This is a genomic window from Streptomyces sp. 1114.5 (genome assembly GCF_003635085.1).
GTDB lineage: Bacteria > Actinomycetota > Actinomycetes > Streptomycetales > Streptomycetaceae > Kitasatospora.
Genome location: NZ_RBXE01000002.1, coordinates 1,171,061 through 1,183,732 on the forward strand (window position 1 = coordinate 1,171,061; position 12,672 = coordinate 1,183,732).

Consider the following 12,672-nt stretch of genomic DNA (forward strand, 5'->3'; position numbering starts at 1 on the left):
CTGCGGCGGTGCGCTACTGCGCTACTGCGCTACTGCGCGGGGATGGTCGTCACTGCGCAGGGATGATCGAGGTCAGCCAGGTGAAGGCACCCGGCACCATCTTCTTCCACATCTCGGTGGTGTGCGGGCCGGTGCCCTCCTCCACCTGGACGGTGGTCGGGGCCTTGGCCGCGGTGCGGATCGCCTCGCCGTCCTCCAAGCCGTCGCCCTTGGCGCCGCTGATGAGCAGGGCGACCTTCGGCGGCTGCTGGGCGGCCTTGAGGATGTTGACGGGGTTGTTGGCCTCGCGCAGCTTCGGGTCCTTGCCGACCAGCGAGTCCTTCTCGGTCGCCGGGTCGTTGTAGCCGGACATCGCGATGGCGGCCCGGTAGCGGTTCGGGTGGGCCAGCGACAGCTTGGCCGCGCAGTGCGCACCGGCCGAGTAGCCGGCGATCGCCCAGCGGTCCGAGGACGGGTCGGCGCGGAAGTTGTCCAGCACCATCTGCGGGACGTCCCGGGTGATCCAGGCGTCGGCGTTGATCTTGCCGGGGACGTCGGTGCAGCCCGCGTCCTGGCTGCTGCCCAGCAGCAGGGTGCGCGGCGAGACCAGGATGAACGGGGCGACCTTGCCCTGCTGCATCAGCGGCTTGAGCTGCTCGGAGACCTTGAGCGTGCCGTACCAGGTGGAGGAGGAGCCCGGGAAGCCCGGGATCAGCTCGACCACGGGGAACTTCTTGTCCTTGTACGCCGGGTCGTTGTACTGCGGCGGCAGCCAGACCAGCACCTCGCCGTCGACGCCGGACACCTGGCCCTTGAGCTCGGTCTTCTGCACGTCGTTGGGGACCGCCGGGTCGTTCACGCCGCCGAAGCTCTGCTTGACCTTCGGGAGCTCCTTGGCCGCCTCGCCGCCCGCTCCCGCCCCGCCGGGCGCGTCCGCCGGCGGCACCGGCGGCACCGCGCGGACGTGGTTGCCGGTGCCGAGCAGGTCGTCCCAGTTGCCGTAGATCAGGTTGGCGTTGTTGACCATCACGAAGACCATCAGGACGGCCGTGACCTGGCAGAACATGATCATGACGATCCGGGTGAGGGTCTTCACCGGCTGCGGGCCGCCGACCTTCCCCCAGAACAGCAACGCCACTGTGATGGACACCGGCACAAGGATGACGGTGAGGAGGAAGAATGGCGTACCTGTCAGTTCCATCGAGTTCTTCTCGTATCCGGGTCGCTGGCCGCCCGGGCCCCAGTCGCCCGAACGCACGTCAATGGCATCAGACGGCCGGTGACGGATGATCGGTTGCCGTCCGATTCTGAGCGGAACCTGAGAGGAACATCACGTCTCCGTGATGAACCCCTTTCGGATCGGCGCCTAGTCTGTCACCCGGACGGAGGTCGTCCGGACCAGATGTTCAGCGAACTTCCAGGAAAGGTCCCCCGCGGCACCTTACCTCCCGCGCCGTTCGCACCGCTGGGCGAGGCGGTGCGAGCCCGCGCGACCGGGCCAGGGAGACTATGGGGATGAGCATCACCCGCTTTCGCCCGTCCCGCCGCTTCTGGCCCGTGTGCGCCGTCCTGGCACTCGCGGTCACCGCGGCCGGTTGCAGCAGTACCGGAGGCAGACGCGCCGAGGAGGCCCGCGCCAAGGCCGCGGCCGCCGGCGGCAGCGCCGTCACCACCCCGCGTTGGAAGGTCGCCATGGTGACCCACGCCGGAGCCGGCGACGCCTTCTGGGACACTGTGCGCAAGGGCGCCGAGCAGGCCGCCGCCAAGGACAACATCACCTTCCTGTACTCCAACGACGCGCAGACCCAGAACCAGGTCCAGCTCGTCCAGGCCGCCATCGACCAGAAGGTCGACGGCCTGCTGGTCACCCTCGCCAAGGGCGACGCGATGGCCGACGTCCTCGCCAAGGCCAAGGCCGCCGGCATCCCCGTGATCACCATCAACTCCGGCCAGGAGTACTCGCAGAAGTTCGGCGCGCTCACCCACATCGGCCAGGACGAGTCCACCGCCGGCCAGGCCGCCGGCACCGAACTCTCCTCCCGCGGGCGCAAGAACGTGCTCTGCGTCATCCACGAGCAGGGCAACGTCGGCCAGGAACAGCGCTGCTCCGGCGCCCAGGCCAAGGCCGGCGGGGCCTTCCAGGTGCTCTACGTCAACGGCGTCGACATGCCCGACGCCCGCGCCGCGATCTCCGCCAAGCTCCAGGCCGACCCGGCCATCGACACCGTGCTCACCCTCTCCGGCCCGATGGCCGCCACCGGACTCCAGGCGATCCAGGACGCCCACCGCACCGTCGAACTGGACACCTTCGACCTGGGCCGGCAGGTGGTGTCCGGGCTCAAGTCCGGCAGCGTCGGCTTCGCCGTCGACCAGCAGCCCTACCTCCAGGGCTACGAGGGCGTCGACCTGCTCTGGCTCTACCGGTCCAACCTGGACATGCTCGGCGGCGGCAAGCCCGTCGAGACCGGCCCGCAGATCCTGACCAAGGACAACGCCGACGCGCTCGCCGAGTACGTCGCGAGGGGGACCAGGTGAGCACCACCGACCTCCTCACCCAGGACGGTCTCGGCCAGGACCGCCCGGCGGCCGTGCGGCGGCTCCTCGCCCGCCCCGAACTGGGCTCGTTGATCGCCGCCGTCGCGGTGTTCGCGGTCTTCGCCGTCGCCGCCGAGCCCTTCCTGCGGCCCTCCTCGCTGGGCACCGTGCTCTACGCGGCGTCCACCATCGGGATCATGGCGGTGCCGGTGGCGCTGCTGATGATCGGCGGCGAGTTCGACCTCTCGGCCGGCGTGCTGGTCACCACCGCCGCGCTGACCTCCTCGATGGTCTCGTACCAGTTCACCGCGGTGACCTGGGTCGGCGTGCTGGTCTCGCTCGCGACCACGCTGGCGATCGGCTGGTTCAACGGCTTCATGCTCGGCCGCACCAAGCTGCCCAGCTTCATCGTCACGCTCGGCACCTTCCTGATGCTGACCGGCGCCAACCTGGGCGTCACCAAGGCGATCTCCGGGACGGTCTCCACCAAGTCGATCTCCGACATGGAGGGCTTCGCCGCCTGCCGCTGGCTGTTCGCCTCCGAGGTCTCCGTCGGCGGACTGACCATCAAGGCCACCGTCTGGTGGTGGCTCGGCCTGCTGGCGGTCGGCAGCTGGGTGCTGCTGCGCACGACCTTCGGCAACTGGGTCTTCGCCGTCGGCGGCGACGCGGACGCGGCCCGCGCGGTCGGCGTGCCGGTCGCCCGGACGAAGACCCTGCTCTACCTGGGCGTCGGCTTCGGTGCCTGGGTGCTCGGCCAGCACCTGCTGTTCTCCTTCGACACCGTGCAGTCCGGCGAGGGCGTCGGCAACGAGCTGATCTACATCGTCGCGGCCGTCATCGGCGGCTGCCTGATCACCGGCGGCTACGGCTCGGTGGTCGGCTCCGCGCTCGGCGCGCTGATCTTCGGCATGGCCAGCAAGGGGATCATCTACGCCCAGTGGAACCCGGACTGGTTCAAGTTCTTCCTCGGCGCGATGCTGCTGCTGGCCGCGCTGCTGAACGCCTACGTCAAGCGCCGGGCCGAGCGGGGGCCGCGATGAGTGAGGCCATGGGTACCGAGCCGATGGGCACCGAGCCGATGGGTACCGAGCCGATGGGTACCGAACTGCTGTCCCTCGACGGTGTCGGCAAGAGCTACGGCACCGTCCGGGCTCTCCAGGACGTCTCGCTGACCCTGCGGGCCGGCGAGATCAGCTGCGTGCTCGGCGACAACGGGGCCGGCAAGTCCACCCTGATCAAGATCATCGCGGGGCTGCACCGGCACGACGAGGGCCGCTTCACCGTCGGCGGCGAGGAGGTCCGCTTCGACTCTCCGCGCCAGGCCCTGGACCGCGGCATCGCCACCGTCTACCAGGACCTCGCCGTCGTCCCGCTGATGCCGGTCTGGCGCAACTTCTTCCTCGGCTCCGAGCAGGGCAGGCGCCGCTGGGGCGGACTGCGCCTGGACGCCGACGGCATGCGCGCCACCACCCGCGACGCACTCGCGAGGATGGGCATCGACCTGCACGACGTCGACCGCCCGATCGGCACCCTCTCCGGCGGCCAGCGCCAGTGCGTGGCGATCGCCCGCGCGGTGCACTTCGGCGCCAAGGCGCTGATCCTGGACGAGCCCACCGCCGCGCTCGGCGTCAAGCAGTCCGGGGTGGTGCTCAAGTACGTCACCGCCGCCCGCGACGCCGGGCTCGGCGTGGTGCTGATCACCCACAACCCGCACCACGCGTACCTCGTCGGCGACCACTTCACCCTGCTCAAGCGGGGGCGGATGGCGGGCAGCCACCCGCGCGCCGAGATCGGTCTGGAACAGCTCACCACCGAGATGGCCGGCGGCTCCGACCTCGCCGAGCTCTCCCACGAGCTGGCCCGACCCTCCGTTCCCGACTCCGTCACCGACTCCGATCCCGACTCCCGTGAGGAGCGTCCGCAGCCGTGACCAGCCCTCAAGGCAGCACCCGGCCGCCCGTCCTGCCCACCCTGCTCGGCCTCGGCCCGCGCGCCGAGCGCCGCCGCCGCGCCCTGCCCGCGGGGATACTGCGGCTGCCCACCATCGGCGTCGACATCGGCGGGACCAAGGTCGTCGCCGGCGTGGTGGACGGCGAGGGCAAGGTGCTGGAGAAGCTGCGCACCGACACCCCGGACAAGAGCAAGAGCCCCAAGGTGGTCGAGGACGTCATCGTCGAGCTGGTGCTGCAGCTCGCCGACCGGCACGACGTCCACGCCGTCGGCATCGGCGCGGCGGGCTGGGTCGACGCCGAGCGCTCCCGGGTGCTCTTCGCCCCGCACCTCAACTGGCGCAACGAGCCGCTCCAGCAGGCGCTCAGCGAGCGGCTGAGGTTCCCGGTGATCGTGGAGAACGACGCCAACGCGGCCGCCTGGGCCGAGTGGCGCTTCGGCGCCGGGCGCGGCGAGGACCACATGGTGATGCTCACCCTGGGCACCGGCATCGGCGGCGCGGTGGTCCGCGACGGGTACGTCGACCGCGGCAAGTACGGCCTGGCGGGCGAGTTCGGGCACATGCAGGTGCTGCCCGGCGGCCACCGCTGCCCGTGCGGCAACCGTGGCTGCTGGGAGCAGTACTCCTCGGGCAACGCGCTGGTGCGCGACGCCCGTGAGCTGGTCGCCGAGGAGTCCCCGGTGGTGCAGCCGCTGCTCGCCCGGGCGGGCGGCACGGTCGAGGGCATCACCGGCCCGCTGGTCACCGAGGCCGCGCGGGAGGGCGACCCGGTCGCCGTCGAGCTGCTCTACGAGGTCGGCACCTGGCTCGGTGTGGGCATCGCCAACCTGGCCGCCGGGCTCGATCCGGGCCGCTTCGTCATCGGGGGCGGCGTCTCCGAGGCCGGCGACCTGCTGCTCGGCCCGGCCCGGGACACCTTCCGCCGCACCCTCACCGGCCGCGGCTTCCGCCCCGAGGCCGCCATCGTGCACGCTGCCCTCGGCAACGAGGCCGGCCTGGTCGGCGCCGCCGACCTCGCCCGCCAGGTGGCCCGGCGCTTCCGCACCATCAAGCGGCGGCGGGTGGAGCGCAGCGCGCTGTAGGGGCGGCGTGCCGTTCGGGGGCGCGGCGGACGGCTGGCAGCTGACAACTTTCAGCGAACAGATTTCAGCCGACAGCTTTCAGCGAACAGATTTCGTTTTCTGTTCGTTGAAAGCTGTCGGCTGTCCGCTCCTCCCGCCCTGCTCGCCTTCGCCCCGTCAACTACCCGTTGGTAGCCGTGTGGAGTGGTTGTCGGATCATCACTCCTGTGGAACAACTGAGTTGACGTCGACTCAGGAGGAACGGATGAGGGCGCTGACCCGCCTGGCACCACCACTGCTGCTCACCACCGCGCTGGTCTGGTCCACCGCGCTGCCCGCCGGGGCCGCGGCCCCGCCGCCCAAGGTGCCCGAGGCGGTGGGCTGGGGCGGCGCGGTGGCCACCGTCGACGCCGACGCCACCGCCGCCGGGATCGAGGTCCTGCGCAAGGGCGGCAACGCGGTGGACGCGGCGGTCGCCGCCGCGGCGGCCCTCGGGGTCACCGAGCCCTACTCCTCCGGCATCGGCGGCGGCGGGTACTTCGTCTACTACGACCACGCCACCGGCCGGGTGCACACCATCGACGGCCGCGAGACGGCCGGCCGCAGCGCCGACAGCGGCCTGTTCCTGGAGGACGGCAAGCCACTGGCCTTCGCCGACGCCGTCACCAGCGGCCTGTCCGTCGGCGTCCCCGGCACCCCGGCCACCTGGGACGCCGCGCTGCGCCAGTGGGGCACCCGCTCGCTCGCCCAGACCCTCGAACCCGCCGAGCGGATCGCCGACCACGGCTTCGTCGTGGACGCGACCTTCCGCGGCCAGACCGCCGACAACCAGGCCAGGTTCAAGGACTTCCCGGCCACCGCCGAGCTCTACCTGCCCGATGGCAAGCCCCCCGAGGTCGGCACCGTCCTGCGCAACCCCGACCTCGCCGCCACCTACCGGCTGCTCGCCAAGGACGGCGTCAAGGCCTTCTACCAGGGGCAGTTGGCCCAGGACCTGGTCAACACCGTGCAGCACCCGCCGGTCGACCCGGCCTCCGGCCGCAACGCCCGCCCCGGCCGGATCGACACCGCCGACCTCGCCGCCTACCGGGTCCGCGACCAGGCGCCCACCCACGTCTCCCACGGCGCCTACGACGTCTACTCGATGGCCCCCTCCAGCTCCGGCGGCACCACCGTCGGCGAGGCGCTCAACATCCTGGAGGACGGCGGCGACGTCTCGACGTACAGCGGCACGCAGTACTACCACCACTTCCTGGAGGCCTCCCGGATCGCCTTCGCCGACCGCAACCGCTGGGTCGGCGACCCGGCGGCCGTCGACGTGCCCACCCGGCAGCTGCTCTCCGAGCGCTACGCCGCCTCCCGGGCCTGCCTGATCAGCCCCGACCACGCCCTCACCAGCCCGCTCGCCCCCGGCGACCCGCACCACCCGGCCGACTGCGCCGACACCGGCCAGGCCGTCGCCGAGCCCTACGAGGGCCCCAACACCACCCACCTGACGGTCGCCGACCGCTGGGGCAACATCGTCTCGTACACGCTCACCATCGAGCAGACCGGCGGCAGCGGCATCACCGTCCCCGGCCGCGGCTTCCTGCTCAACAACGAGCTGACCGACTTCGACTTCACCCGGCTCGCCCCCGGCGTCCCCGACCCCAACCTGCCCGGCCCGGGCAAGCGGCCGCGCTCCTCGATGTCCCCGACCGTGGTGCTGCGCGACGGCGAGCCGTTCCTGGCCACCGGCAGCCCGGGCGGCGCGACCATCATCACCACCACCCTGCAGGTGCTGCTGGGGCGGCTCGACCGCGGTCTGAGCCTGGAGCAGGCGATCGCGGCGCCGCGCGCCAGCCAGCGCAACACCGCCGCGACCCAGGCCGAGCCCGCGTTCCTGGCCCTGCCCGAGCGGGCCGGGCTGGAGGCGCTCGGGCACGCGTTCGGCCCGGTGGCCGAGATCGGTGCCGCCACGGGCGTCGAGCGGCTGCCGGACGGGCGCTGGGTGGCCGCCGCCGAACCGGTGCGGCGCGGCGGCGGCGCGGCCGCGGTGGTCCGGCCCGCGCGCTGACCCCTGGCGGTCGGCGGTCGGCGGTCGGGGCCGTCCGGACTGTCAGTGCCGGGCGGTATGTTCGGGGTGGGCCTTCTCCGCGAGGGGCGGCCCACCCCGTCCGTACCGAACCACCGGGAAGGCCGCCCGCCGTGACCGTCCGCATCGCCACCTGGAACATCAACTCCGTCACCGCGCGGCTGCCCAAGCTCCTGGAGTGGCTGGAGAGCGCCAAGCCCGACGTGCTCTGCCTCCAGGAGCTCAAGTGCGCGGCCGACGCATTCCCGTACGACGAGGTCCGCGAGCTCGGCTACGAGACGGCCGCGCACGGCACCGGCCGCTGGAACGGCGTCGCCATCGTCTCCCGGCTCGGCCTGGAGGACGTCGTGCGCGGTCTGCCCGACCAGCCCGGCTACCTCGCCGACGGCGCCCTGCTGCCCGACGTCGAGCCGCGGGCCATCGCCGCCACCTGCGGCCCGGTCCGGGTCTGGTCGGTCTACGTGCCCAACGGGCGCGAGGTCGGCCACGCGCACTACCAGTACAAGCTGGAGTGGCTGGAGGCGCTGCGCAAGGCCTCCGTCGAGGACGCGGCCGGCCCCCGCCCGTTCGCCGTCCTCGGGGACTTCAACATCGCCCCGGCCGACGAGGACGTCTTCGACGTCGCCGCCTTCGAGGGCCTGACGCACGTCACCCCGGTCGAGCGCGCGGCGCTGGAGGCCCTGGGCGGGATCGGCCTGCACGACGTGATGCCGCGTCCGCTCAAGTACGACCGCCCCTACACCTACTGGGACTACCGCCAGCTGGCCTTCCCCAAGAACCGGGGCATGCGGATCGACCTCACCTTCGGAAACAAGGCCTTCGCCGATGCCGTCACGGACAGTTACGTCGACCGCGAGGCCCGCAAGGGCAAGGGCACCTCGGACCACGCGCCGGTCGTGGTGGACCTCGACCTCTGAGGTCTGTGAGGCCAGTGAGGCCAGTGAGGTCGTGGGGCTCGTCAGGACGAGCGCCGCACGTCACGCCGGGTAGCGGGCCGTAACTCGAACGGTCCTGAGCGCTGGCTGAGCACGGGGCGCGTACCTACCGTCGGTGAGTGACCGGGTGCAGTTGATCGACCACGTGGACACGGACGTCCCCGGCTGCGCCCGAGAATTCCGGAGGTTCCGGCATGCGCCCCATGCGTACGGCCGCCGCCGCCCTGATCGGCGCGACGGCGCTGACCGGTCTGACGGCCCCCCTCGCGTCCGCCAGGGACGGTTCGGCCTCGGTCAGCCCGTCCCAGGCCGCACCGGGCCAGACCGTGACGGTCACGGTCTCCTGCGAGAAGTCCGACAAGCCCGAGGCGAAGACCATCACCGCCCACTCCGCCGCCTTCGAGGGCGGCCCGGCGACCCTCACCCTGGGCTCCGACGGCAAGCACACCGGGTCCGCCCGGCTGGCCTCCCAGCACAGCGGGGACAGCAAGGTCGACGGCACCTGCCCCGACGGCGGCGCCTTCTCCACCAGCGTGACGGTCACCACCATCACGGCCACCACCCCGGACAAGGGCCCCGACAAGGGCCTCGACAAGGGCCTCGGGGACTGGGGCCAGGCGGCGGGGGAGTGGGCCGGTTCGCTCGGGCAGTCCGGTGCCGGCAGCCAGCAGGTCGCCCCGCACGGCGCGGTGAAGACGGGCCTCGGCGGCTCGGTCGCGGCGGACCCGGCGGAGCTGGCCGGCGGCCTCGCGCTGGTCGCCGGCGGTGTCGGCGGCTTCTGGCTGCTGCGGAGGCGTGGTGCCTGACGGCCCTCGCCCCTGCCCCAGCCCTGTGCCGCGCCACCACCCCTGACGGGACCGGTGGCGCGGCGGCATGTCAGAGCGTCCGGGGTTCCAGGCGGCCCTGCGGGCGCTCGTTCCGCGTGAACTCGTCCCGCGAGAGCCGGTCCGCCTGCGGAAGCTCGTCCCGCGAGAGCTCGTTCTCGTGCGCGAGGATGCCGCTGGTCAACAGGTACTGGGCCAGCACGTAGGTCGCCATGATCCAGAACTGATGACCCGGCAGTTCCCGCCACTTCGCCAGCTTGGTGGCGATCAGCGTGTCGGAGAGCAGGAACAGTGCCCCGCCCAGCCCGGTCCGCCAGCCCAGCCCGGCCGAGGTGACGGCCGTCGAGGTGAGCAGCAGGCTGTAGCCGGCCACCGGGACCTGCAGGTCCCCGAGGTCCGGCCAGAGCCGGCCGGCCAGGCCCACCCAGGCCGTCGCGTACGCGGCCGCGACCACCAGGGCCCGGCGGCGGTCGGTGAGCGCGCCGCGCTGGACGAACATCGTCACGTAGCAGACGTGCGCCGCCGCGAAGGAGCCCATGCCCGCGAGGAACGCGGGGTCGTTCTTCAGCTGGAGCAGTACGTCCCCGCCCGCGCTCAGCAGCAGCGCCGGCGCCAGCAGCTTCGGTGCCTCCCGCTCGGCGGTCCTGGCCGCCGCCACGCTGTGCGCGGCCAGCAGCGGCATCAGGGCCGGCTTGGTGGCGTTCTGCAGCACCGACGCGCCGGACAGGATCGAACCCAGGTGGGCCGCCGAGGTGGCCGCGAAGCCGCCCAGCAGGCCGGTGGCCGAACGCAGGCGCGCGCCGAGGACGGCGCGGGTGGTCGTACGGATGCTCATGCTGGCGCGTTCCTCCGACGGTCGGGCGGTAGGGGGATCCGCACCGACCTTAAGGGAGGCGGCCGCGCGGCGGAAGGACAGGTTACCGGTGCGTAACCCCGGTGGCGTCCGGCGGATGACGCGGCGGTGGGCGTACGGCCTGCAGCGGGCGGTCGAGGGCGGGAGGTCGGCGGAGCTGGTGCGGAGCGGAGGGCGATCGGCCGGTTCGAGGGCTCTTGCGGAGACTTTCCCGGGACCCCGGTTGCTGCCACCGGGTGACCCGGGCACCGTCTAGTCTGGACCCCGACATGGATCAGCAGGACTACGCGGTCGGCGCCACCCGGGTGGCCGTCGGCAGGCTGGACGGACGCGCAGGCGGGGCAGGGCGGGGAGCCGCCCACCCCTTCCTTGCCGTACGCGAAGCCGTGGGCGCAGCCGCTGCTGACGACCCGCAGGCCGCCGCCCCCGGCGGCGTCCCCGGCGCTGCCGCTGCCCTGTCTCCCGACCCTGGACTGCTGCGGCTGGCCCAGTGGTTCGCCGCCGCCACCCCCGGCACCGCCCACGACCTCTGCGCCGCCTCCTTCGGCCTCTACCCCGCCCGCCACTTCGGCGCCCCCGCCGTGCCCGCCGACCCCGACGTCAGCTGGTGGCACGGCCCCACCGCCCACGCGGCCGCCTCCCCGCGCTCCCTCGCGGCCCGCACCGAGGGCGGCCTGCGCCGGGCCCGCCGTGACGCCGCCGCACTGCCCGTCGTCCGGTCAGGGGCCAAGCCCGGCAGGCCCGGTCGGCACCGCAAGCCCGAGATCAGCGGCATGCTGCCGGAGACCATGGGGGGACCGGAGGCGCCGGAGACGCCGGCAGCCCCGAGGGTCGCCAGCCCGTCGGCGGCCCCGGTCGCGCAGGATCGTTCCGGCGAAGAACTCCCCGCCGCCGAACGCCGGATCGCCGCCCGGCTGCTGCTCGCCCACCCGCTGGTCACCGCCTCCGGCCCGCACGCCGACGGCTTCCCGCTGATCCGCCGTCACCGCGACTGGCTCGCCGAACGCTTCGACACCCTGCTCGGCTACCGCCTCGACGTGGGGCCCTGGCACGCCCGGCTCTGCAAGGCCGGCCTCGGCCCCGGCGCCGCCCGCCGGCTCGAACACCCCGCCACCGGAGCCCCCTTCACCCCCGGCGGCTACGCCCGACTCGCCCTCGCCCTGGCGTTCCTGGTCGACGCCCCGGAGCAACTCGGCTACCGGCAGCTGCTCGACGCGATGCGCGCCGCCGCCCCCGAGCCGGCTGCTTCCGTCGATCCTGCCGATTCCGCCGATTCCGCCGATCTCGACATGGCGCTCGCCGCGCTGGCCGGGTGGCAGGTACTCGGTGATCTGCCGTCCGACGCCGACGACGACACCTTCGTCCTGACCGTGGACCGCGAACTCGCCCGTGCCGTGCCGGTCGGCCCGCCCGCCCTCGCTGCCGACGCCGCCGACCTCATCCGCCTCGCCGCCGAGGCCGAGCCCGCCACCGCCGTACGCCGCCTGCTCGCCGAGACGCCCGCCGTCCTCGCCGCCGACCTCCCCGAGGAGCGCCGCGCCTGGCTGTACGAGCACCGGCTCAGCGGCCCGGCCGCGCTCGCCGAATTCCTCGGCCTGGAGGCCGAGCTGCGGGCGGAGGGCGTCGCCCTGCTCGACCCCGCCGCCGAACTCACCGACCTCGCCCTCCCCGGCGTCGGCACCCTCGCCCAGGCCGGCCTGCTGCTGGTCGAGCGCCTGGTCGAGGAGGTCCGCCCGCTGCCCGGGGAGATCAGCGAGGGCGACGTCCCGATCCCGGACGCGCTGATAGACGGCGTCCTCGGCGACATCGCCGACGAGTACGGCCTCCCGGCCCGCTACCTCTCCGACCGCACCGCCCTGCGCCGTGACGCCCTGGACTTCCTCCTCCGCCTCGGGCTGATCACCCCCACCCCCCAGCCCAAGCGCCCGCCGACCTGGCACCTCCGCCCCCACGCCGCCCGCTTCGCCCCGACCCCGGACCTTCAACCCGTCCCCGGCACCGGCCGTCACTCCCGCCGCGAGCCCCTGCTCCCGCCCCCGCCCTCCCCGCGCACCGAACTGCGGGCGTAGCGGGGCACCCGCCGAAGCAGACGCAGACGCAGAAGCAAAAGCAGAAGCACCGCTCCCCTCGGGTGGGGTGGCGGTGCCGGGACGGCGGGGTGTGCGGTTACTTGCTGGCGGTGGTGCTGGCGTGGGGGCCGTGTCGGACGGTTTCCACGGTGGCGCCGACGCCCAGGGTGCCGAGGGCGATGGAGGCGAGGACTGCGGTGCAGGCGAGCAGGCGGCGGTGCCGCTGGGGGAGCGGGAAGCGCGGTTCCTGGTAGGGCGCCTGAGGGCTGGCGTTCATGCCAGGGAGGTTTCCAGGGCGGCGTGAACGGTCGGTACGCGCGGGTGAAGTCCGGACGGGGGTTGGGCGTCGGTTGGGCCGCGTACGCCCCACCCGTGGTGAGCGGGGCGT

At 73.2% G+C, this 12,672-nt stretch carries 11 protein-coding genes; 8 read left to right on the top strand and 3 right to left on the bottom strand.

The window, feature by feature from the left end:
- Nucleotides 1–49: 49 nt before the first annotated feature.
- Nucleotides 50–1,129 carry an esterase family protein gene (locus BX285_RS28420; protein ID WP_257032294.1) on the bottom strand — a complete coding sequence of 360 codons (1,080 nt, stop codon included), beginning with the start codon at nt 1,127–1,129 and terminating at the stop codon, nt 50–52.
- Between the two features lie 371 nt (nt 1,130–1,500).
- On the opposite strand from BX285_RS28420, the gene BX285_RS28425 reads away from it, so the two are divergent.
- From BX285_RS28425 to BX285_RS28455, 7 genes are all read left to right on the top strand, one after another.
- Entirely contained in the window at nt 1,501–2,514 is a 1,014-nt protein-coding gene (locus BX285_RS28425) for a substrate-binding domain-containing protein (RefSeq protein ID WP_373560545.1), read from the top strand.
- On the top strand, nt 2,511–3,557 hold the full coding sequence (locus BX285_RS28430; RefSeq protein WP_121178661.1) for an ABC transporter permease: 1,047 nt from the start codon (nt 2,511–2,513) through the stop codon (nt 3,555–3,557). The genes BX285_RS28425 and BX285_RS28430 overlap by 4 nt, the downstream gene beginning before the upstream one ends.
- Before the next feature lie 8 nt (nt 3,558–3,565).
- On the top strand, nt 3,566–4,447 hold the full coding sequence (locus BX285_RS28435) for an ATP-binding cassette domain-containing protein (protein ID WP_259470823.1): 882 nt from the start codon (nt 3,566–3,568) through the stop codon (nt 4,445–4,447).
- Nucleotides 4,444–5,550: an ROK family glucokinase gene (locus BX285_RS28440; RefSeq protein WP_097235282.1), complete on the top strand. Its 1,107-nt coding sequence runs from the start codon at nt 4,444–4,446 to the stop codon at nt 5,548–5,550. Before BX285_RS28435 ends, BX285_RS28440 begins: the two co-directional genes overlap by 4 nt.
- Nucleotides 5,551–5,794: 244 nt before the next feature.
- Nucleotides 5,795–7,585 carry a gamma-glutamyltransferase gene (ggt, locus tag BX285_RS28445; protein WP_121178662.1) on the top strand — a complete coding sequence of 597 codons (1,791 nt, stop codon included), beginning with the start codon at nt 5,795–5,797 and terminating at the stop codon, nt 7,583–7,585.
- A 131-nt stretch (nt 7,586–7,716) separates the two neighbouring features.
- Nucleotides 7,717–8,520 carry an exodeoxyribonuclease III gene (locus BX285_RS28450; protein ID WP_097235280.1) on the top strand — a complete coding sequence of 268 codons (804 nt, stop codon included), beginning with the start codon at nt 7,717–7,719 and terminating at the stop codon, nt 8,518–8,520.
- Nucleotides 8,521–8,732: 212 nt separating this feature from the next.
- On the top strand, nt 8,733–9,344 hold the full coding sequence (locus tag BX285_RS28455) for a hypothetical protein (protein WP_121178663.1): 612 nt from the start codon (nt 8,733–8,735) through the stop codon (nt 9,342–9,344).
- Between the two features lie 70 nt (nt 9,345–9,414).
- Here the strand turns inward: BX285_RS28455 and BX285_RS28460 are convergent, their stop codons facing one another.
- Nucleotides 9,415–10,197 (bottom strand): lysoplasmalogenase, encoded by a 783-nt coding sequence (locus tag BX285_RS28460; RefSeq protein ID WP_121178664.1) that lies wholly within the window; start codon nt 10,195–10,197, stop codon nt 9,415–9,417.
- Between the two features lie 287 nt (nt 10,198–10,484).
- Here BX285_RS28460 and BX285_RS28465 point away from each other — a divergent pair, with 287 nt between their 5' ends.
- Nucleotides 10,485–12,284 (top strand): DUF2398 family protein, encoded by a 1,800-nt coding sequence (locus tag BX285_RS28465; protein WP_121178665.1) that lies wholly within the window; start codon nt 10,485–10,487, stop codon nt 12,282–12,284.
- A gap of 97 nt (nt 12,285–12,381) precedes the next feature.
- Here BX285_RS28465 and BX285_RS28470 read toward each other — a convergent pair whose 3' ends face one another.
- A complete protein-coding gene (locus BX285_RS28470) occupies nt 12,382–12,561 on the bottom strand; it encodes a hypothetical protein (RefSeq protein WP_097235276.1) in 180 nt (59 codons plus the stop codon).
- Nucleotides 12,562–12,672 lie beyond the last annotated feature (111 nt).